Source organism: Ornithinibacillus gellani (assembly GCF_003730295.1).
Classification (GTDB): domain Bacteria; phylum Bacillota; class Bacilli; order Bacillales; family Amphibacillaceae; genus Ornithinibacillus_A; species Ornithinibacillus_A gellani.
Map to the genome: position 1 here is coordinate 259909 of NZ_QTSZ01000037.1, position 21600 is coordinate 281508.

Annotated in this window: 21 protein-coding genes; all 21 read right to left on the reverse strand. The window is 38.0% G+C overall.

The window, feature by feature from the left end; all coding sequences use genetic code 11:
- Window positions 1–62: 62 nt before the first annotated feature.
- Window positions 63–965, reverse strand: a complete 903-nt coding sequence (gene era, locus DX933_RS11715; RefSeq protein WP_123316611.1) for a GTPase Era — start codon at window positions 963–965, stop codon at window positions 63–65.
- Window positions 966–1261: 296 nt separating this feature from the next.
- A complete protein-coding gene (locus DX933_RS11720; protein WP_223805953.1) occupies window positions 1262–1624 on the reverse strand; it encodes a diacylglycerol kinase family protein in 363 nt (120 codons plus the stop codon).
- Entirely contained in the window at window positions 1614–2078 is a 465-nt protein-coding gene (gene ybeY, locus DX933_RS11725) for an rRNA maturation RNase YbeY (protein WP_123316613.1), read from the reverse strand. Before ybeY ends, DX933_RS11720 begins: the two co-directional genes overlap by 11 nt.
- Window positions 2078–4216 carry an HD family phosphohydrolase gene (locus DX933_RS11730; protein ID WP_123316614.1) on the reverse strand — a complete coding sequence of 713 codons (2139 nt, stop codon included), beginning with the start codon at window positions 4214–4216 and terminating at the stop codon, window positions 2078–2080. Before DX933_RS11730 ends, ybeY begins: the two co-directional genes overlap by 1 nt.
- A gap of 78 nt (window positions 4217–4294) precedes the next feature.
- Complete coding sequence (locus tag DX933_RS11735; RefSeq protein ID WP_123316615.1) at window positions 4295–5254, reverse strand: PhoH family protein; 960 nt, start codon at window positions 5252–5254, stop codon at window positions 4295–4297.
- A 47-nt stretch (window positions 5255–5301) separates the two neighbouring features.
- Window positions 5302–6513 carry a sporulation protein YqfD gene (gene yqfD / locus DX933_RS11740; RefSeq protein ID WP_123316616.1) on the reverse strand — a complete coding sequence of 404 codons (1212 nt, stop codon included), beginning with the start codon at window positions 6511–6513 and terminating at the stop codon, window positions 5302–5304.
- 50 nt (window positions 6514–6563) lie between these two features.
- Window positions 6564–6848 carry a sporulation protein YqfC gene (yqfC, locus tag DX933_RS11745; protein WP_123316617.1) on the reverse strand — a complete coding sequence of 95 codons (285 nt, stop codon included), beginning with the start codon at window positions 6846–6848 and terminating at the stop codon, window positions 6564–6566.
- Window positions 6849–7118: 270 nt separating this feature from the next.
- On the reverse strand, window positions 7119–7673 hold the full coding sequence (locus DX933_RS11750) for a hypothetical protein (protein WP_123316618.1): 555 nt from the start codon (window positions 7671–7673) through the stop codon (window positions 7119–7121).
- 29 nt (window positions 7674–7702) lie between these two features.
- Window positions 7703–8695, reverse strand: coding sequence for a flotillin-like protein FloA (gene floA, locus DX933_RS11755; protein WP_123316619.1), 993 nt, complete (start codon window positions 8693–8695; stop codon window positions 7703–7705).
- 69 nt (window positions 8696–8764) lie between these two features.
- Window positions 8765–10096, reverse strand: a complete 1332-nt coding sequence (locus DX933_RS11760; protein ID WP_123316620.1) for an NfeD family protein — start codon at window positions 10094–10096, stop codon at window positions 8765–8767.
- 238 nt (window positions 10097–10334) lie between these two features.
- Entirely contained in the window at window positions 10335–10781 is a 447-nt protein-coding gene (locus tag DX933_RS11765) for a GatB/YqeY domain-containing protein (RefSeq protein ID WP_123316621.1), read from the reverse strand.
- Window positions 10782–10795: 14 nt separating this feature from the next.
- Entirely contained in the window at window positions 10796–10972 is a 177-nt protein-coding gene (gene rpsU, locus DX933_RS11770) for a 30S ribosomal protein S21 (protein WP_047183793.1), read from the reverse strand.
- A 143-nt stretch (window positions 10973–11115) separates the two neighbouring features.
- Window positions 11116–11787: a deoxyribose-phosphate aldolase gene (gene deoC, locus DX933_RS11775; protein ID WP_123316622.1), complete on the reverse strand. Its 672-nt coding sequence runs from the start codon at window positions 11785–11787 to the stop codon at window positions 11116–11118.
- 172 nt (window positions 11788–11959) lie between these two features.
- Window positions 11960–13318 carry a tRNA (N(6)-L-threonylcarbamoyladenosine(37)-C(2))-methylthiotransferase MtaB gene (gene mtaB, locus DX933_RS11780; protein WP_123316623.1) on the reverse strand — a complete coding sequence of 453 codons (1359 nt, stop codon included), beginning with the start codon at window positions 13316–13318 and terminating at the stop codon, window positions 11960–11962.
- 97 nt (window positions 13319–13415) lie between these two features.
- Entirely contained in the window at window positions 13416–14174 is a 759-nt protein-coding gene (locus DX933_RS11785) for a 16S rRNA (uracil(1498)-N(3))-methyltransferase (RefSeq protein ID WP_123316624.1), read from the reverse strand.
- Window positions 14175–14189: 15 nt separating this feature from the next.
- Window positions 14190–15128, reverse strand: coding sequence for a 50S ribosomal protein L11 methyltransferase (prmA, locus tag DX933_RS11790; protein ID WP_123316625.1), 939 nt, complete (start codon window positions 15126–15128; stop codon window positions 14190–14192).
- Window positions 15129–15379: 251 nt separating this feature from the next.
- Complete coding sequence (dnaJ, locus tag DX933_RS11795) at window positions 15380–16504, reverse strand: molecular chaperone DnaJ (RefSeq protein ID WP_123316626.1); 1125 nt, start codon at window positions 16502–16504, stop codon at window positions 15380–15382.
- Window positions 16505–16758: 254 nt separating this feature from the next.
- Window positions 16759–18588 (reverse strand): molecular chaperone DnaK, encoded by a 1830-nt coding sequence (gene dnaK, locus DX933_RS11800; RefSeq protein WP_123316627.1) that lies wholly within the window; start codon window positions 18586–18588, stop codon window positions 16759–16761.
- Between the two features lie 29 nt (window positions 18589–18617).
- Window positions 18618–19202 (reverse strand): nucleotide exchange factor GrpE, encoded by a 585-nt coding sequence (grpE, locus tag DX933_RS11805; RefSeq protein WP_123316628.1) that lies wholly within the window; start codon window positions 19200–19202, stop codon window positions 18618–18620.
- Between the two features lie 104 nt (window positions 19203–19306).
- Window positions 19307–20341, reverse strand: a complete 1035-nt coding sequence (hrcA, locus tag DX933_RS11810; protein ID WP_123316629.1) for a heat-inducible transcriptional repressor HrcA — start codon at window positions 20339–20341, stop codon at window positions 19307–19309.
- A gap of 76 nt (window positions 20342–20417) precedes the next feature.
- A complete protein-coding gene (gene hemW / locus DX933_RS11815) occupies window positions 20418–21575 on the reverse strand; it encodes a radical SAM family heme chaperone HemW (protein WP_123316630.1) in 1158 nt (385 codons plus the stop codon).
- Window positions 21576–21600 lie beyond the last annotated feature (25 nt).

The window sequence follows — 21600 nt, forward strand, 5'->3', positions numbered from 1 at the left end:
TGACTGCCTATTTATAGATTTTCCACTCTGAAGAAAACAATGACATTTAAAATTTACCAGTATTAATATTCATCATTTCGGAACCCTAGCTGATATAGTTGAGATTGTTTGTTTCTCCAATCCTTTTGCACTTTTACCCAAAGTTCAAGATATACCTTTGATCCGAGTAAAGCCTCTATATCCGCTCGAGCTTTACGGCCGATGTTTTTTAGCATCGATCCTTGTTTACCTATTAAGATTCCTTTTTGGGTACTTCTTTCCGTGATAATCGTCGCTTGAACGAGTAATTTTTCATTTTCACGTTCTTGAATATTTTCAACGATAACCGCAACTGAATGTGGTATTTCTTCCTTCGTCAATTGCAGTACTTTTTCACGTATAAGCTCACCGATAATAAAGCGTTCGGGATGATCTGTTACTTGGTCCTCTGGATAAAATTGTGGTCCTTCAGGCATGTGTTTTTTTAACACTTGCAGCATATGCCCCACATTATTTCCTTCCAAAGCAGATATCGGAATGATTTCTTCAAAAGAATGCTTATCTTTATATTGTTCAATTAAGGGTAATAACTCATCTGGATGAACAAGATCAATTTTATTAATAATAAGAAAGACAGGTCGCTTCACACGGTTTAAAAGCTCTAAGATATATTGATCTCCCTTACCATAACCTTCTTTCGCATTAATCATAAACAATACTGCATCTACTTCATTTAATGTGTTCTCAGCTATTTGGACCATAAAATCACCGAGTCGATGTTTTGGTTTATGAATACCTGGCGTGTCAATGAAAATGAATTGTGCATCCTTATCTGTTAACACACCTTGAATTTTATTTCTAGTTGTTTGTGGTTTGTCACTCATAATTGCAATTTTCTGGCCGATTACTCGATTCATAAACGTGGACTTCCCGACATTTGGTCTACCAATTATTGCAATAAAACCTGATTTATAATGCTCCGTCATGTATGTTCCTCCATTGATGCATCTTTAAGAGACCATCTGATTTTATTATCTTCATTTTTATTATCTTTTATCATACTATAAAAAAGTCCAAGTTTCATGCATTCGACAAAAGATGTAAAAACATACTTTTCTTCGCTTCTGAAACAAGGAATTTGTCGAATGATATTCATCGAAAAATAAAAAAATAAAAACCACCTGCTTGGTGGCTTGTAATTATCGTACGTATGCGTATTCTTGATACATCAATTCTTTCTAAAAGTAAATTACTAGATGGAAATGAAAGGCTATCTGTTGTATTAAAAGAACTTCCACAATTTTGGTAAGAAAATAAGGAAGCCTACTATGACAGAAATGAATGCGGCTATAAGGACACTGCCGGCAGCAATATCCTTTATTGCTTTGGCAGATGGATGTATGTCTGGTTTTACATAGTCAATTATTTTTTCAATCGTTGTATTGCACATCTCGGCTGTAAGAACCAGACCTATGACCACTAAAATGGTAACCCATTCCAGTCGATTTAATGATAACACTATTCCCGCCACCATCACGATTCCGATGAAAACAAGATGTATTCGAAAGTTTCGCTCTGATTTCATTACCTGCAAAATACCGTCCAAAGCATGGCGAAATCCAATACCATGTTTCTTACCTTTCAAGACCAAACTCCTCCAGTAATTCATCCTGACGACCAAACATTTTCTTCTCGTCTGCCTCATTCAGATGATCGTATCCGAGTAAATGAAGGAATCCATGTACGGCTAGAAAACCAATTTCTCTTTCCAATGAATGTTCATACTCTCCTGCTTGTGCTTTTGCTCGATCAATTGAAATTACGATATCGCCTAATACAAGCGGTAAATGATCGCCGACAATTGGTAATTCTCCTTCTACAGGCTCTTGCATTGCGAAGGAAATCACATCGGTTGGACGATTTTGCTGTCGGTAATTTCGGTTTAATTCCTGAATTTCAGCGTCATCAACGAAGTTAACGGAGAGCTCAGCTTCATTGGTTACCGATTCTTTCGTTGCTGCAAAGCGTAGCAAGTCTTGAAGCATCGTGATTATGTCTGATGAAACAGACGCCGTCCGGTCATGAAAATAAATGTGCATTATTTTGCCTCCTTCATTGGGTATTGAATTCTGGAATGGAATATACCCTTTAGTGCCTCACAAATTGTTTGATGAACTGTTTTTAATTCATGAATTGTCAAAGGACACTCATCTAGTTGTCCATCCATTAAACGATCATTTACAATCGAAGAAACAATTTCATCAATCTTTTCTTCTGTTGGTTCTTTTAATGAACGAACCGCCGCCTCCACTGAATCACAAATACAAATAATTGCTGCTTCTTTCGTTTGTGGCTTCGGTCCAGGATAACGAAAATCTTGTTCTGTCACGTCTTCGTTACATTCCTTTTCCTTATAATAGAAAAACTTCAATAGAGTTGTTCCATGATGCTGCTTGGCAATATCAATAATTTCCTTTGGCATTTTATGCTTCTTCAGTAATGCCGCACCATCATACGGATGATTAATGATTATTTCCGCACTTTGTGTCGGCGGAATACTATCATGTGGATTTTTAATAGATAATTGATTTTCAATAAAATAATGGGGGCGAACCGTCTTCCCAATATCATGATAATACGCACCCACTCGTGCGAGCAATCCATTTGCACCAATTGCATCACAGGCTGTCTCACTTAAATTTGCTACCATAACAGAATGATGATAGGTTCCTGGTGCTTCCGTCAATATTTTTTTCAACAATGGTTGATTGGGACTGGAAAGCTGTAATAGCTTAATGTCAGATAGGATGCCCAAACCAGTTTCAAAAAAAGGCAATAATCCAATGGTTAATACCGCTGATAGGAATGCAGATGCTATTCCAAATCCTGATTGGATAAGAACATCATTCCATGCATATTTTTCAAACGACAGAAATAGAAATATAAGGACACAAACAATGTTAATGATGGACATGCCTATTCCTGAACGAATGATTGCTAATCTGTCTTTTACATTCATTAAAAAGATAATCGCAGCCAATTGTGAAAAAAAGAAATAAATGCCAGCTTCTACATTTAACGAGCCAGGAATTTGTCCGTTGAAAATAATGCTGCCAATGATGGCATATAATGCTGCCATGACTATTGCTAGTCTTTCATTGATTAACTGCTTGACTAACAATACACCAGTTGCCACTGGAACAACAATGAAGAGCTGATTCGATTGAGTAGTGTATAGACTTACTATTTTCATTAGCGTAGCCACAACAACACTAATTAATACGATGGCTGCAACCTTGCGTAAATCAAACATTCGCTTGCGATATAATAAATATAGTTCATAAGCCATTACGAGTACGATTAATAATAAGAGTAAAGCAAGCCCAATCACAGGATATACATTACGTTCTTTATTTAATAGACCAACCAATTTAAGTTCCTCATATATTTCATTCGTAATCGTTTGACCCTCTCGTACAATAATTTCTCCTGCACGAATGACTACTGGCTCCACATTACTTGCTGCTTCTTTTCTAGCTTGATCTGTTTTATCATAATCAAAAAATGAATTTTCTATTACTGCAAAACTACTTAAATCGATTAAAGTATTTTTCATTTGATCATTTAAATTAGAGAATTTTATAGATTGTTTTAATTCGGCTGTTGCACTTTTTATATTCTCTGTACGAACGCCACGATTCATGACCTCTTCAAGTGATGTGACAAACATTTTTTTTGCGCTTTTCCTATCTTCTGCTGGCGTTTCCAGTAATGTTACGAGAATTTTTTCCTCTATATTTTCAACAATTTCATTGGAAAGAATAAGCTTCAGCTTCAATAATTTTTCATGTGTTGTACGTACTTCAACATCTTTATCATTTTTTTTATCCGACTTTGTATTATCAGATTCCAGCTTGTCAATCGCATCAAATATTTCCTCGGTATAATCCATTCGTTCCTGGGTGATTTCATTATTTATATCATAACGATCCTCAACTGCTTGAACAGTTTCTCGTGTTTTCCGTTCGGTTTCTTGCTCATTTTCAATCGTAATTGGAGAGCGAATGGTTTCCTTGGCAATGCCAAAACGTTCGAGGTCATATGTTTGTGTATAAACATTATTTAATGTCAGCAAAAGCAAAAAAACAGCAAGCAAAAGCAAGGATAGGCTAGCTGTTATCCATTTGGCATTTAAATGATCCATAAATTGTTTGATAGCTGTTAGGATTTTTTTCATCATTACACCTCATTCATTGCGACGATGATATAGAAATAAGACCCTCCCATAGGGTCTTACCTCTAATATGAAAAACATTCAACTTTTACTGTCATATGCAGCGATAATTCGCTGTACCAGTGGATGACGAACCACATCTGTTTGTCCCAGATGGATAAACGAAATACCCTTTACTCCTGTTAACAAACCCGTGGCTGCTTCTAAACCTGAGCGAACACCCTTAGGCAAATCAATTTGTGTAATGTCTCCTGTTATAACCATCTTTGATCCAAAACCTAAACGCGTTAGAAACATTTTCATCTGTTCTGGTGTTGTATTTTGTGCTTCATCCAAAATGACAAACGCATCATCCAGCGTCCGACCTCTCATATACGCGAGCGGCGCTATCTCAATGGTCTCTCGTTCAATTAATCGGAGTGTGTGTTCAACCCCAAGTACATCATGAAGTGCATCATAAAGTGGACGTAAATATGGATCCACCTTTTCCTTTAAATCACCTGGTAAGAATCCTAGGCTTTCACCTGCTTCTACTGCTGGTCTTGTTAAAATAATTTTCTTAACAAGACCATTTTTGAGGGCATGGACAGCCATCACGACTGCGAGGTACGTCTTACCTGTACCTGCAGGGCCTATTCCAAACACAAGATCATGGCTCCGAATTGCGGCAATATAGCTTTTTTGACCCAATGTTTTGACACGAATAGATTTACCTTTTGCATTTTTTGTGATGACATCTTCAAATAAAGTTTCAAATTGATTTAATTTACCTTTTTTGGCTAGATCAATTGCATAAACAACATCCCGCTCAGCTACTGTCAATCCTTTTCGAATAACTGCAAGAATAGCTTGCAGAATTGCCTGGACAAGCGCTATGTCCGTTTCATTGCCCGAAACACTTATTTGTTCGCCTCTCGTCACAATCGATACCTGTAGCTCATCTTCAATATGCTTTAAAAATTTATCATTAATACCAAACAATTGCAACGCTTCATTCGGCCCTGAAAGCTCCAAATTCATAGTGCGTAGATTTTCTGACATGTTCTATCTCCTTGGTTTTTTACGTTTGCCCGATCACAAATTCTTACTCATTCCGAACGAGCATCAATTGCTTTTGCAGTTGCTATATTTTCCTCTACGGTAAAGTATAAGTTCATTTTAACTTTACCATGCTCCACGGTTTCATGCAAAAGTTTTTCAGACACGATTTTTGCTTTCGGTCCCAATTGAAGCTGTAATTGTTCTTTTGCTTGCAATTTGCCGGCTGCCAATGCTTCTTCGCGGGTACGCGTGTCTTGAAAAATTATTTTTTCATTCCAAGTTGATTTTATAAATTGAAACGGCAATTTCCATTTTAAAAAGTAAATATCATGTATGTCCCTATCGACATCATATGCAACAAAATCTGGATCCTTAAAACCCCAAATAGGAAGAACCAACTGTTTCGTTCCAAAATAAAATTTATTCTTATGTTTTCCTGTTAATAGCTCATAAGATGCTTCTAGTGGTACAGTCGTCTCCACCTCGTACCATGTTGTAGCAATAATTTCCCCTGTTGCCGATACAAGTTGTGAAGTCTGTTCCTTTTTCTCTTCCTGCTGTTCCGTTTTTGTCAAATTGCCGGCTACAAGTAAATCACCTTTTTGAACCAGTTCATTCCGCTCTACCATTGGTATTCCCTTTGATACATAGATACGCTGAATTACTCCTTTTTTTGCTGCAACCAAATCTCGCGGTCCGGTAACTTTTTCTTCTTCAACCAAGACCTTTTCGATTCCTTCTAAATAAAAGGTTGTCCCTTTTTTATGGACACCAACCCATAATAATTCTGGTATATCTTCAATGAGCTGTTGTTGTATTTTACCCGCGCCATCCAATGAAAAGGACCAAACTCCTCGATGAACGCCATATGAGGTTAATTGTTTATATATTTTTTCCTCTATTTCCTTTGGTACCCCAGTTACTTCAACCTTCCAAATGATATTGGAAAGGAACACAATTAACGACAAACTTAATATTAATGCGATCATCATCGCTTTTCTTGCTAAAAACCGTTTTACAGCAAAGGGGAGACCTTTTTTATGTGTAAACGTAATGTGTTGTCCTTTTCTTTTAATCTTACGTAAATGTTTTAGATCCTGTAATCTCATATTAGCTTGATACGTATCCATTGCTATTTTACGTACTTGCCAAAAAATAATTCCTTTTTCTGAACATGCTTGTAGGAATTCTTCTGGATGTTCACCTTTGATAGCTATCGTAATATAACCGGTAAGAAATACACCCTGAATATGCTTCATCTTATCCCCCTCATTGCTAACGTTGTAACTTATAGCGTTATATACGTTATTTAAGCGTCCATGATAAATTTCACTTCTAAAATTTTACCTTCAAGTAAAATTTCCTTAGGAAGCATTGTTTTCATAACGAAGGAGGATCCGATGATTTGTATCGCGCCGTTAGCAGATTTCAACTGAAGCTCTGTATTCGTAAAAGTAAGCAATCCGCGATGATTTTCCACATATATATGTATATCCCCAATGATGGTAATGCGTGGAAGCTCCAGCATGACATCTGGTGGTAAGGATAGATGATTGATAAGCCAAGGTCTGATTCGGCGCTGCCATTTTTTCATGCAGATCGTTCCCCCTCTCATTTATACGTATGAAATAAGCGGTGTTTTCAGAACGGAATGCATTTGTTTTTCATAACTCATAAAGCAGCACCCTTTTGTAAGTCAAGTATGTTACATCCATCAACTGCAATAGGCTCCCATATAAACTGTATTACGCGAAGTAATGTGGAATTGCGAAACAGTTAACATGACCGCACGGCTTAACTATATTTACAATTTTAAAAAACCATCTGCACTTAGACTAATAAGCACAGATGGTTTTAGCTCTAACTATTTTTTTCTTTGCTCCAATATGGTTTGATATGGTTTTCTTGCCCTTGGTGGACCAAGTACTTCTGCCATCACAATACTGTCGACGAGACCTCTTTGATTCAATTTATTTCTAATTTGTTTTTTAAACCTGCGTTTATGATGGTTAATCGCGTCCGGATTCTTCACTTCATCGTCGATGGAAGCACCTAATCCATGATGCAAGTGACCATTCTTTTTGCCTGAAGCGCTTTGGTTTAAATTAGTCTTATATTTTCCAGCTAACTTTTCCAATTGCTGTTGTTGCATCTCTTCAACAGTTGGCGAAGTAGTGTGTGTGGTTTCTTTTGTTTGTTTTTGCTGCTTTGCTTGACTCATCGTCTTTGATGCTGTTTGACGTGGCCCAGAAGGTGTTCTCGCTGGGCGAGGGGTCGGGGCATGCCTTGGTTTATCCCATGGCTTTTCCTTTTTCTCGCCTTGTTCTTTTTCAGCATTTGAAAAAAACCTATAAAGGGCACCGATGATAATTATAATGAGAATTGGATTACCAAAAATCAGATCAAATAATTCATCCATCTTAATCCTCCTTTACAGTCAGATTGGAATTATTGATCGTTATCTTCGTGTTCTTCCTTCGTTAGTTTACCAATGGTATCCCGCATATCTGTATCGGCATCAATGTTTTTATAATTCATATAATCCATAACACCCAAGTTTCCGGAACGTAGTGCTTCTGCCAAGGCTTTAGGAACCTCTGCTTCTGCCTCAACCACATGTGCGCGCATCTCTTGTACACGAGCAACCATTTCTTGTTCTTGTGCGACAGCCATTGCACGACGTTCTTCTGCTTTCGCCTGTGCGATGTTTTTATCTGCCTCTGCTTGGTCTGTTTGTAGAATAGCTCCAATGTTTTTGCCGATGTCCACATCTGCAATATCAATGGATAAAATTTCAAACGCAGTACCTGCATCCAATCCCTTTGCTAATACCGTATGGGATATGGAATCAGGATTTTCCAATACTTGTTTATGTGTCTGTGAGCTACCGATTGTACTAACAACCCCCTCACCAACACGAGCGATTACTGTTTCTTCGCCAGCTCCACCAACAAGTCGGTCAATATTTGCACGAACAGTAATTCTTGCTAATGCTTTTACTTCAATACCATCCATTGCAATACCTGCAATAAACGGTGTTTCAATTACTTTAGGGTTAACACTCATTTGCACTGCTTCCAATACATCTCTACCTGCAAGATCAATTGCAGCGCCACGTTCAAATGTTAACTCAATATTCGCACGATGTGCAGCAATCAGTGCGTTAACAACGCGATCTACGTTACCCCCAGCTAAATAATGACTCTCTAGTTGGTTTGTAGTAACCGTTAGCCCCGCTTTATGGGCTTTGATTAACGGATTAATAACCCGATTTGGTACAACTCGACGAAGTCTCATACCCACTAGCGTAAAGATACCAACTTTAACACCGGCTGCAAGTGCACTAATCCATAGCATTACCGGAATGAAAGTAAATAAAATTGCGACTGCAATCAATATAACCGCAATTATAATGATTGGCATTAAATCCATAACTTCCATGTTTTATTCCTCCTGTATTTGGATATTTTATGTTAACCGGCCATGATATCACCGGACAACCGTATTATACTATACTTCTCTTACTACGACACGAACTCCTTCAACTTTTACAACTTTAACCTGTTGATTAGGCTGGATGAAACTTCCTTCCGAGACAACATCGATAAATTCATTGTCAAATTTTGCTGTACCAGCTGGACGTAATGGTGTAACAGTTACGCCCTCCAACCCAATTAGTTCTAATCGATTTTCAGATGAAACATAGCCCTGTTCCGTAGTTGTGCTATCACGTAAAATAATATGTCGGAACAAACCTTTCTCCATACCAATTGTTTTGAATAGAATAACGGATGCAATAACAGAAACTAAAAATGCAATACCAATGCTGAGTGACATATGTGCGATGTCTGCTCCTGCCAGGAATAAAGAACCTATCACAGCACCAGCACCAAGTAAACCAATAATACCGCCGGCAACAAAAAATTCAGCAATGATTAACCCAAGGCCTACAATGAGCAATATGATGGCTTCCATACCAGCCAATCCAGCTACCACATGACCATAGAAAAATAATACAAGTGATACAAGACCCATAATACCTGGCACACCAAATCCTGGAGAATAAAGTTCTACGATGAGCCCTAGACTAGCAATGGATAGTAGAATGGGAACTACAACAGGATTTGTTAAAAATCGTGCTACTTCCTCTGCGGGTGTTGGCTCCGACTCTATAATCGTAGCATGCTTTAAACCGAGCTCATGTAGCAATGCGACTCGGTTATTGACGATTCCCTCAGCATATCCTACTTCAACTGCATCATTAGGCCCCAACGTTAAAAATTCACCTTTACCAGCACTGTATTCTGGTAAATCAATATCTGGATCTGCCATCGCCGCAGCATAAAGTGGATCCCTTCCCTTTGATTCAGCTGCACTCTTCATTGCAGCTAACCAAGCTGATTGTGCTTTTTTATCAGCGGCATTACCATCTGAGGTAATGACACCACTTGCACCCATCGTAGCTTGTGGATTCATATAGATTGTATCTGTATTTAATGCCAGATAAGAGCCGGCAGAATATGCCCTGCTAACGATATAAGAGGTGGTTGGAATTTCAAGCGATTGCAATAGTTTTCCAATTGCTTCCGCAGAATCTACTCTTCCACCAGGCGTATCGATTTCAAAAATAATATGATCAGCACCCTCTTCTATCGCCTCTCCTGTTACTCGTTTCATAAATGCTAGCAAACCTTGCTCTACTTCTCTTTCAATTGGAATAACATAGACAAGGCTATCCTCACCATCCGCAAAAACTGCCTGCTTTTGTATATCTGGATAAAATAAACCAATAGTAATGAGCATCATTGCCAGTATGTAAATCGTACTTTTTTTCCCCGGCATTACCCTTCACCCCCATCCCTTATATATTTTTACGTATCAATGTCATTTTAGGTTTCAAAAATTTTTGCATTCTATGTAATAGTATCATAAAAACATACCGTTAACCCATTGGATATTCATTATTTCAAACAGATTAGATGTTAATAAATAAAATCGTTTCAACATATTTTCATATATAATTTAAAACAAATAAAAAGGCCCCTACCTAGAATTCTAGACAAGAACCTTTTTATTATCATCAACTTAAATGCTTTTGCACAAGCTGATTAATTTTTGCTCCATCAGCCTTTCCTTTTACCTTAGGCATGATGGCGCTCATTACTTTACCCATATCTTTTTTAGAAGTTGCTCCAACTTCTGAGATCGTTACCTGAACGATTGCCTCCAGCTCATCATCTGTAAGCTGAGTCGGCATATATTCTTGTAAAATATTGATTTCATCTTCAAGTTTTTTAACAAGATCTTCGCGTCCAGCAGACTTAAATTCTTGGAGGGAATCTTTTCTTTGTTTTAATTCTCTTGATAAAATAGTTAATTCTTCGTCCTCGGACAATTCCGATTTACCAAGTTTTATCGATTCATTCTGTAATGAAGCTTTCACCATACGGATAACAGCAAGGACATCCTTGTTGCGATCTTTCATGGCTTGCTTCATATCTGTATTCAGTCGTGTCAGTAACGACAATTCAAGCACCTTCTTTAGTATTTACGCTTTCTAGCTGCCTCTGATTTCTTTTTACGGCGCACACTAGGTTTTTCATAATATTCACGCTTACGATATTCAGATAGTGTACCACTTTTCGACACACTACGCTTAAAGCGACGAAGAGCATCCTCAAGAGACTCGTTTTTACGAACGCGAGTTGTATTTGACATGCTAATTTCCCTCCCTCCGAAGCACAAAACAGTTTGTACAGGCATCGGATTGTTAATCCTTACCTTCCGTAATTATAATATATACATTCTTCTAGGTCAACTGCTTATTTTCAAGCATTCTCTAGGAAATAATCAAATCTACATTAATAATCTGTATGTGCGGAATCTCCTTCAATAATTGCTATTCCAGCACTTGCCCCAATTCGATTAGCCCCTGCTTCAATTACAGCAATTGCATCTTGTTGATTACGTACACCCCCAGAAGCCTTCACTCCGATATCTTTTCCGACAACCTCTCGCATTAATTTAACATCCGCAACCGTAGCTCCTCCACCGGAAAAACCAGTAGACGTTTTGACGAAATCAGCACCTGCAGCAACTGCAAGCTCGCATGCTCGTCGTTTTTCATCCTCCGTTAATAATGATGTTTCAATAATTACTTTGACCAATGCTTCGCCGGTTGTCGCCTTAACTACAGCTTCTATATCTTGTCGAACAACGTCGTCCATGCCGGACTTCAAAGCACCAATATTGATCACCATGTCCACTTCGTCTGCGCCATCAGCAATGGCTTGCTTTGTCTCAAATGCTTTTATTTCGGTAGCACTAGCTCCCAAAGGAAATCCAATAACCGTACAAACCTTAACCGAAGAATCCTTTAACTGATCCGCACAAAAAGACACCCAATAAGGGTTTACACATACAGATGCAAACTTGTATGTATCTGCTTCCTTAACAAGCGTTGTAATTTGATCTTTGGTTGCATCTGGTTTCAGTAATGTATGATCGATATACGTTGCAAATTGTATAGACATATTTATACTTCCTTCCATTCTTTGTTATACACTTCACCGTTATAATAGCATGTATGCGTTGATAAATCTAATAACCAACTAGGTTTTGAAATAATATAATCGACATTTTTTATAAAACATATGCAATAGTAAAAAAACAAGTTCGGCCACATTATGGCTGAACTTGTTTTACCTATCTACTGGAATGCGTAGCATGATCCATAATCCGTACAAATTGACCTTCACTATATGGATAACCAGCTTTTGTTATCTTAACGCGGGCAAGTTTTCCAATCATATCGGGTGTACCCTCAAATTGTACCTTTAAGTAATTATCAGAATATCCGACGAGCATATTTGGATGTTCTGTATCGACAACTCTTTCTTCCGGGATAATTTCCAATACCTCATCTTCATAGCGGGAAGCATATTCTTTCGCTAGCTGGTTAGATAATTCAATGAGACGATGTACACGATCATTTTTGACATCTTCATCAACCTGGTCATCCATTCGTGCGGCAGGTGTTCCTGTTCTTCTAGAGAAAGGGAATACATGTAGTTCAGCATATCCGACCTTTTGAATAAATGAATAGGTTTCATTAAATTCTTCCTCTGTTTCTCCAGGAAAACCAACAATTACATCTGATGTGATTGCTAAATCCGGAAGTGCTTTACGAATCTTTTTGATCTTTTCGTAATAATAATCACTAGAGTACTTTCTTCTCATTCTAGCTAATACAGAATCTGATCCGGACTGAAGTGGTATATGCAAATGTCGAACAATCTTCTCAGATTGATCTAGTACTTGAATTACTTCTTCGGTAATTTGACTCGCTTCTATTGAAGAAATGCGAATTCGCATTAAACCTTCCACTTTTGTTTCCAAATCCAAAAGAAGTTTTGCAAAATTATAATCCGTCATATCTTCTCCGTAGCCTGCCGTATGAATCCCGGTAAGTACGATTTCCTTGTATCCAGCATCCACAAGCTTTTGTGCTTGTTCGATTACATTTTCTGGATCTCTGGAACGAAGCAAACCACGTGACCATGGAATAATACAAAAAGTACAGAAATTATTACAGCCTTCTTGAATTTTCAATGAAGCACGCGTTCTATCCGTAAACACAGGCACATCCATTTCTTCAAACACACGATTTTTCATGATATTCATCACACCATTGACAGGTTCTCGTGTTTTCTGGTGTTCTTCAATATAACCAATCATATTTTTTCTATTTTGTGTACCTACAACAACGTCCACACCTGGAATTTCTAAGATTTCACCTGGTGACGTTTGTGCATAACAACCTGTTACACATACGATTGCCTCAGGATTTTTCCTTACTGCTCGCCGAATAATCTGTCGACTTTTTTTATCACCGGTATTGGTTACAGTACATGTATTGATTACGTAGACATCCGCTTGTTGTTCGAAATCAACACGTTCATAACCTTCCTTCATGAACATTTGCCAGATTCCTTCTGTTTCATAATGGTTTACTTTACAACCTAAAGTATGAAAACTGACGGTTTTGGGCAGCTTTTCAGCCATTTATATAGCATCCTTTCATTAACTTTATAGTTTAGTTTAATCGTGTTTTATCATATCACAAAAATATAGGAATCGAATACAGAAAACCTGTTTAAAATCATTTACTTGTCAATTCCTCTAGATGGTAAGAAATGCTTGCTAACACATATAATGCTGCTGTTTCTGTTCTTAAAATCCGCGGTCCCAATCGAACAGGAATAAAATCATGTTGCTTAAGCAAATCTGCCTCACGCTCCGAAAATCCACCCTCTGGTCCAATACACACCAATACGGATTGCCCATTTTCAAGCGCTTGTACAGTAGTAGAAAAAGAATGAAATTGTGAAGTTTTTGCTTCCTCTTCATAGGCGAATATACGATGATCATAAGATTGGCCTTCATGTATTAATTCATCTAAATCCATCAACGCTCTCATTTCAGGGATTTGATTCCGATGACTTTGTTCACTGGCTTCTTTAATAATTTTAGCAAATCTCGTCTGTTTTTTTGCTTGTTTTTTATCATCCCACTTTACAATAGAACGATCTGCCTGAAAAGGAATAAAACAAGCAGCACCCAATTCCGTTCCCTTCTGTAATATAAAATCCATTTTATCGCCTTTGGGAAGCCCTTGTGCTATGGTTACAAATACAGGCAACTCTGGTTGCTCACTTAGCCATTCGATAATTTCTGCTTCTACTTCCTTACCATCCTGATCAGCTATGCGACAAATTGCTGCTTGACCTTGCGGATGATTACATATGATTTTATCATGGATATCAAAGCGCATGACACGTAGTATGTGGTGCGCATTATCGTCCTTTATGGTAACTTTCGTATCCTGCCAATCTTCATTTGGAATGAAATATCTTTGCATATAAATACACCTGCTCTATGAATGCTTTTGTGCCACAATCGCAACCCAGTCTTCTAATTCATTTATTTCTACCACATGAAAACCAGATTGTTTTAGTCGCTCTAACACGAGACTCTTTTTATCTTGAATAATACCGGATGTGATGAAATATCCCCCAGGAAGGAGCTGTTGAAACGCATCATCTGTAAATTGAATAATAATATCGGCTAAAATATTAGAGACAATCATATTTGCTTGCACAGAGACATTTTCCAATAAACTGTTTTGTTGTATATGAATGTGATCAAGTACTCGATTAATCTCTGCATTTATTTTTGTACTGCTTACCGCTACTTCATCTAAATCATATGCATATACCTTTTCTGCCCCCAGTATGACTGAGGCAATGCCAAGTACACCAGATCCGCATCCAACATCGATTACGGTATCTTTTTCTTGAATATACTTCTCAATTGCTTGTAGACAAAGCTTTGTCGTTGCATGTGAACCTGTCCCAAATGCCATTCCGGGATCAAGCTCAATAATTTTTTCATGAGAAGAGGCTTCATATTGTTCCCACGTTGGAACAATTGTAAGCGTGTCGGTTACTTGGATTGGTTTATAATACGTCTTCCACGCTGTTGCCCAATCCTCTTCATGTACTTCTCGTAGCGCCAATTCATTGTTCCCAATATCAATGTCAAACTTCATTAAATCCCCAATCGCCAATCTAATTTTTTCAATTCTTTCATTGGAAGCATCCGTTTCCGACAAATATGTCTTGATGTACACACCCTCAGTAGGGTAATCGTCTGGATTTAATTCAAACACTTCACCAAATTTGGATTCATGTTCCCGCACAAGGTCTGCTGGGTCTTCAACCACAAGTCCGCTAGCACCTCGTTCACTCAAAATATTTCCAATTGGCTCAATTGCTTCATTTGTTGTGTGAATACGAAGCTCATACCATTTCAAATGACATCCACTCTCTTCATCTAAGTATTTGATACATAGAAGGTCAATAAAAAAAGCGAACAATGGTTACATGTAAATACTATTTTAGATTAAACGCACCACAATAGAAAAGATAGAGATGCGGATAGTCAATACCCGCATCTTACCACATATATCCTTCACGTTTCTATCTATGATCCTCTAATGTATCCTACGTATTCTACATCCATTCATGTTCGCTTTTCATTATAGAGGGTCAGGCTTAACCAACCCTATTCCCCTTTAAATGCCTTTTTGAATCGTTGAAAGAAAGAACCGCCTTGTTCATCTGTAGCATCATGACCACCAATTTCATTAAATTCACGCAGCAATTCTTTTTGTCTTTCCGTTAAATGCGTAGGTGTTACGATTCGAATATGAATATGCTGATCTCCTGTACCATATCCACGAACGTTTGGTACACCTTTCCCGCGTAAACGGAACACCTTTCCTGTTTGTGTGCCCGCAGGGATTTTCAGCATAACCTTACCATGCACAGTCGGTACTTCTATTTCATCCCCAAGTGCTGCTTGGGTATAGGTTAATGGTACTTCACAGAAAATATTATCGCCCTCTCGTTCAAAGAAATCATGTGGCTTAATTTGAACGACAACATAAAGATCTCCTGGAGGACCTCCATTTATTCCTGCCTCTCCTTTTCCGGATACACGAATTTGCTGTCCATCATCAATACCGGCAGGAATAGTAATCGAAATTTTCTTATGTTTTTTCACTCTTCCTGTACCACTACATGTTGAACATTTGTCAGGTATGATTTTACCCGATCCATTACAATGATGACAGACCCGTTTATTAACCACACGGCCAAATGGTGTATTTTGTTCTGTGTTTAACTGACCTGTACCGTGACAGTGGGAGCAAGTTTTTGTTTTCGTTCCTGGTTTTGCTCCTGACCCGTGGCAAGTATCACATTCTTCTTCCTTTGGAATCGTAATTTCGGTTTCTTTTCCAAACACAGCTTCTTCAAATTCCAATACCATTGTATACTGTAAATCTGCTCCTTGGCGTGGTGCGTTAGGATCTTGTGTCCTGCCTCCACCCCCAAAGAACATATCGAATATATCTCCGAAGCCTCCAAAGTCTTGCGCACCACCAAAACCTCCGAAACCTTGCCCTTGGGCACCGGCATGACCAAACTGATCATACTGGGCGCGTTTCTGTTCATTACTTAATGTTTCGTAGGCTTCTTTAGCTTCTTTAAATTTACCTTCTGCATCCGGTTCCTTGTTGACATCCGGATGATATTTTCTAGCGAGTTTTCGGTATGCTTTGCGGATCTCTTCTTTAGAAGCGTCCTTACCAAGCCCGAGAACCTCGTAATAATCTCGCTTGCTCACTTGTAAATCACTCTCCCGATACACTTTTGCATAAGTCCTATCTTATCATTTTAATACATTTGATAGCAAATAAACGCTTATTCAGCCATCATGTAAAGTAACCATTTACGTTGGATGTAGTACACGGCTTTGTTGATTGTAAAACCCACCTGCCAAGCCTGGTAATTGAAATAATATGATGCTTGCACTTTCCTTACTATCAAAAAAGTCAAAGCCAAGGATTTCCTGACTTTGACTTTTGGATCTAGCTTATTTTATTTTTGTTCTTCGTCATCGACTTCTTTATAATCAGCATCAACTACATCATCATCTGCACCTTGTTCAGATTGTCCTTGTTGTGCTTGTTGTTCTTGTGCCATCTGTTCATACAATTTTACAGATAGCTGTTGCACTTGCTCTTCAAGTGCTTCTTTCTTCGTTTTAATAGCCTCTAAGTCTTCTCCTTCTAATGCAGACTTAAGCTCTGCCTTTAGGTCTTCAGCTTTTTGCTTATCTTCATCAGATACTTTATCACCTAGGTCTTTAATTGTCTTATCTGTAGTGAAAATTAATTGATCAGATTCGTTTCGAAGATCAATTTCTTCTCGACGCTTTTTATCTGCTTCTGCATTTTCTTCTGCGTCTTTAACCATTTTATCAATTTCTTCATCACTTAAACCAGAAGAAGATTTAATCGTAATGGATTGCTCTTTATTTGTACCAAGATCCTTCGCGCGAACATTTACAATACCGTTTGCGTCAATATCAAAGGATACCTCAATTTGTGGTACGCCTCTCGGTGCTGGTGGAATATCAGCCAATTGGAAGCGTCCAAGTGTTTTATTATAGTTCGCCATTTCTCTTTCCCCTTGCAGAACATGGATATCAACTGCTGTTTGATTATCCGCTGCTGTAGAGAATACTTGGGAATGGCTCGTAGGTATCGTTGTATTTCTTTCGATTAGCTTTGTAAATACGCCACCCATTGTCTCAATTCCTAATGATAGAGGAGTTACGTCCAATAGTAGCACGTCTTTTACATCCCCTTGAAGGACACCACCTTGAATCGCCGCACCAAGTGCCACAACCTCGTCTGGGTTAACCCCTTTTGAAGGCTCTTTACCTGTTTCGCGTTTGATGGCTTCTTGAACTGCAGGAATTCGTGTAGAACCACCAACAAGTAATACTTTATCAATATCGCTTGCAGATAAATCTGCATCGGATAGCGCCTTGCGTACTGGTGTCATCGTACGCTCTACCAATTCACTAGTTAATTCATCAAATTTGGCACGTGTTAAAGTCATTTCCAAATGCAATGGTCCAGCATCCCCTGCTGTGATAAACGGAAGTGAAATCTGTGTTTGCGTGACTCCGGATAAATCTTTTTTCGCTTTTTCAGCAGCATCTTTCAAACGTTGTGTAGCCATTTTATCTTTGGAAAGATCAATGCCATTTTCTTTTTTAAATTCTTGTACCATATAGTCCATTACTAATTGGTCAAAGTCATCTCCACCAAGACGATTGTCCCCAGCAGTTGAGATAACTTCAAATGTTCCATCACCAATATCTAGAATAGAAACATCAAACGTACCTCCACCAAGGTCATACACAAGTATCGTTTGGTCTTTATCACCATTATCAATACCATATGCCAAAGCTGCTGCAGTTGGCTCGTTAATGATACGCTCTACTTCTAAACCAGCGATAATTCCCGCATCTCTTGTGGCTTGACGCTCAGCATCATTAAAATATGCCGGAACAGTAATAACTGCTTTATCTACTTTTTCACCAATATAATCCTCAGCATATGACTTTAAATACTGAAGGATAATGGCTGAAACCTCTTGTGGCGTATACTCTTTACCGTCAATTACTTCTTTATGATCTGTACCCATATGACGCTTTACAGATTGAATGGTATCTGGGTTTGTAATTGCTTGACGTTTGGCAACTTCACCAACTTGTCTTTCTCCATTTTTAAATGAAACAACAGAAGGTGAAGTACGATTTCCTTCCGGGTTAGGAATAACGACAGCTTCGCCACCCTCCATTACGGATACGCATGAATTTGTAGTTCCTAAGTCAATACCAATAATTTTACTCATTATATTTCCTCCTTAACCAAACCACTAAATTATTTATTTACTTTTACCATTGCTGGTCGAATCACACGATCTTTAAGCATATATCCTTTTTGAAATGCTTCAACGATATGGTTGGATTCCACATCTGCTTCTTCCACCTGCATTACAGCATGATGAACATTTGGATCAAACGGTTTTCCAACAGTCTCTATTTCTTCTACACCCTCAGATTTCAGCGCATCTATTAATTGACGGTGAACCATTGACATTCCTTCCGCGTAGCTCGCGTTTTCCTCCGTCAGCTCTACCTGTAATGCACGTTCGAAATTATCCAATGCAGGTAATATTTCTTGAATTAAATCCTGCGACTTATACTTTCGATCGGCTTCTTTCTCTTTCTGGGTTCTTTTTTTGAAATTATCAAATTCTGCTTGTAACCGTACATAACGATCAAATACTTCTTGTTTTTCCTGTTCAAGCTTGGCCAATCGTTCCGCTAAAACGTTCACGTCTTCCAGCGTTTCTTCCACTTCCACTTCTTCAGAAGGTTCATCCACGGTTGGTTCCGTCTCTTCATTTAAGATTGTTTCTTCCTCATTTTCGTTTGCAGGCTGCTCCTTATGTTTTTGATTCAAAGCTGCCACCTCCACTATTCAATTCAATCAAATGCATCCGTACAGTATAAAGAGGTAATGAGTAGACAATCAATCTCATTACACTCTTTCCACAATGCTTTGTTTTATTGTCCATTGTTTTTATACCATATATATAGTGCATCTGTCATTTCATTTGCAACTGCATTTAGTAAAGTCATCACTTTACGATATTCCATCCTGGTCGGACCGAGTAATGCGATGGTGCCTTGCTGACCTTTATCCAAACTATATGTTGCAGTAATCATACTAAAATCCTTGATTGCTTCGAATTTATTTTCATGACCTATCGTAACATTCATACCTGATTGCATATTGCTGAACAACTGAACGAGTTCATCTTTATTCTCCATCATTGTATAAAAAGAACGAACTTTTTCAACATCTTTAAATTCAGGTTGTGTTAATATATTGGACTTTCCACCTATATAAATGTTGACTGGTTGCTCACTAAAAAATGCATGTTTCAAATAAGAATAGGATCTTTCGTAATCTTGGACATACATTTTCATTAAGGTAACTACTTCTGTATTCAACACATCCTGAAGATGAATTAATGGTACACCATGTAGACGATCATTTAAAATATTTACCATCTTTTCCAGATCTGATGCAAGTATCTCCACCGGTATGGTGAAGGATCTGTGTTCTACATGACCTGTATCAGTAATTAAAATAGCTACAGCCTTGTGTTGAGATAACGGCACAATTTGCAGTTGCTTTAATTTTGTTTCAAAAACTTCTGGACCAAGGATGATGGAAGTATAATTCGTTAAATCTGATAATATCTCAGCAGATTTTTGTACGATTTCTTCCATTTCAAAGAAATCATCCTGAATAATATGCTCCATAATATTTAATTTGCTTTGCGTCATCGTAGGAACAATCACATGATCCACATAATAGCGATAGCCTTTTTCAGAAGGAATCCTGCCAGAGGAAGAATGTGTTTTTTCCAAATATCCCATATCTTCTAAGTCAGCCATTTCATTTCTTATTGTTGCTGGACTATAGGAAACATGTCCTTTTTTGGAAATAGCACGAGATCCAACTGGATGAGCGGATTCGATGAATTCATCAATGATGACTTGTAAAATCAACAACTGTCTATCTGTTAGCATGATGTTCACCTCTGTTAGCACTCAACCTTACCGAGTGCTAATGCTATTAATAAATTATCAAATCCTATATTTTTTGTCAACGCAGATGATTCAAATCCTCTTCATCCAATAAAAATTTCTCAAAAACATCATTTCCAAACAATCTTCCCTGTTCAGTTAAATGCACACCGCTCGCATTTTCTGCTAACCAGCCTTTATGAATTAATTCATCTATTTGTTTTCGATACACGTCATCATACGAAAAACCATATCGTTCTTGGAATAGTTTTTTATCTACACCCGTTAATTTTCGTAACCCCAGGAAAAATTCTTCTTCCAGCTTTTCCTTCAATCCAATTGGGACGACTTGTAATACAGGTTGTCCATCTTTCATGGCCTGTTTTATATAGGCTGGTAGGGGTCTTATATTACCTGTTCTTTTTCCAGGCAAATAACCATGTGCTCCGGCACCAAATCCATAGTAATAGTCATTGCTCCAATACGTTAAATTATGCTTGCTTTCATAGCCTGGTTTAGCAAAGTTGCTAATTTCATATGCGATGAGCCCTTTATCATGCATAGACTGTTGCAGACGCATGTACATTTCAACCTCATCTTCATGCGGTGGTCGATGCAATTGTCCTTTTTTATGACGATTATAAAAAATCGTCTTTGGTTCAATCTGCAATGAGTATGATGAATAATGCGGTAAATCAAAAGATAATGCCTCATCAATAGTATGTTGGAAATGATCTACCGTTTGATGTGGCAAGGAATAGATCAAATCGATGCTTATATTATCGTAATGATACTGCTTTAACCAATGTACTGTTTCATAAACATCTTTGACGGTATGCGCTCTTCCCAATTCTCGTAGCATTTCATCATCAAAAACTTGAACACCAAGTGAAAACCGATTGACACCATACCCTCGTAATAATTGAATCTTTTCTGGATCGATATCACCTGGGTTTGCTTCAATCGTAAATTCCTCACAATGATTAATATCAAAAAGATCAACGATTGCATTAAATAACGTTGTTAATTGGGCTATATTTAATGAGGTAGGTGTTCCTCCACCAATATAGATGGTGCGAACCTTTTGTTTTCCTCTGGGCACATTCTGTTTCATTTCATTCACCAATGCATCAATATATTCCGTTGCGAGTGCTTCATTATAGAAGAATTTTGTGAAATCACAATAATGACAGATATATCGACAGAATGGGATGTGTATATAAACCGAAGAAATCATTTCATTCATCCCCTTTCAGGTAGGT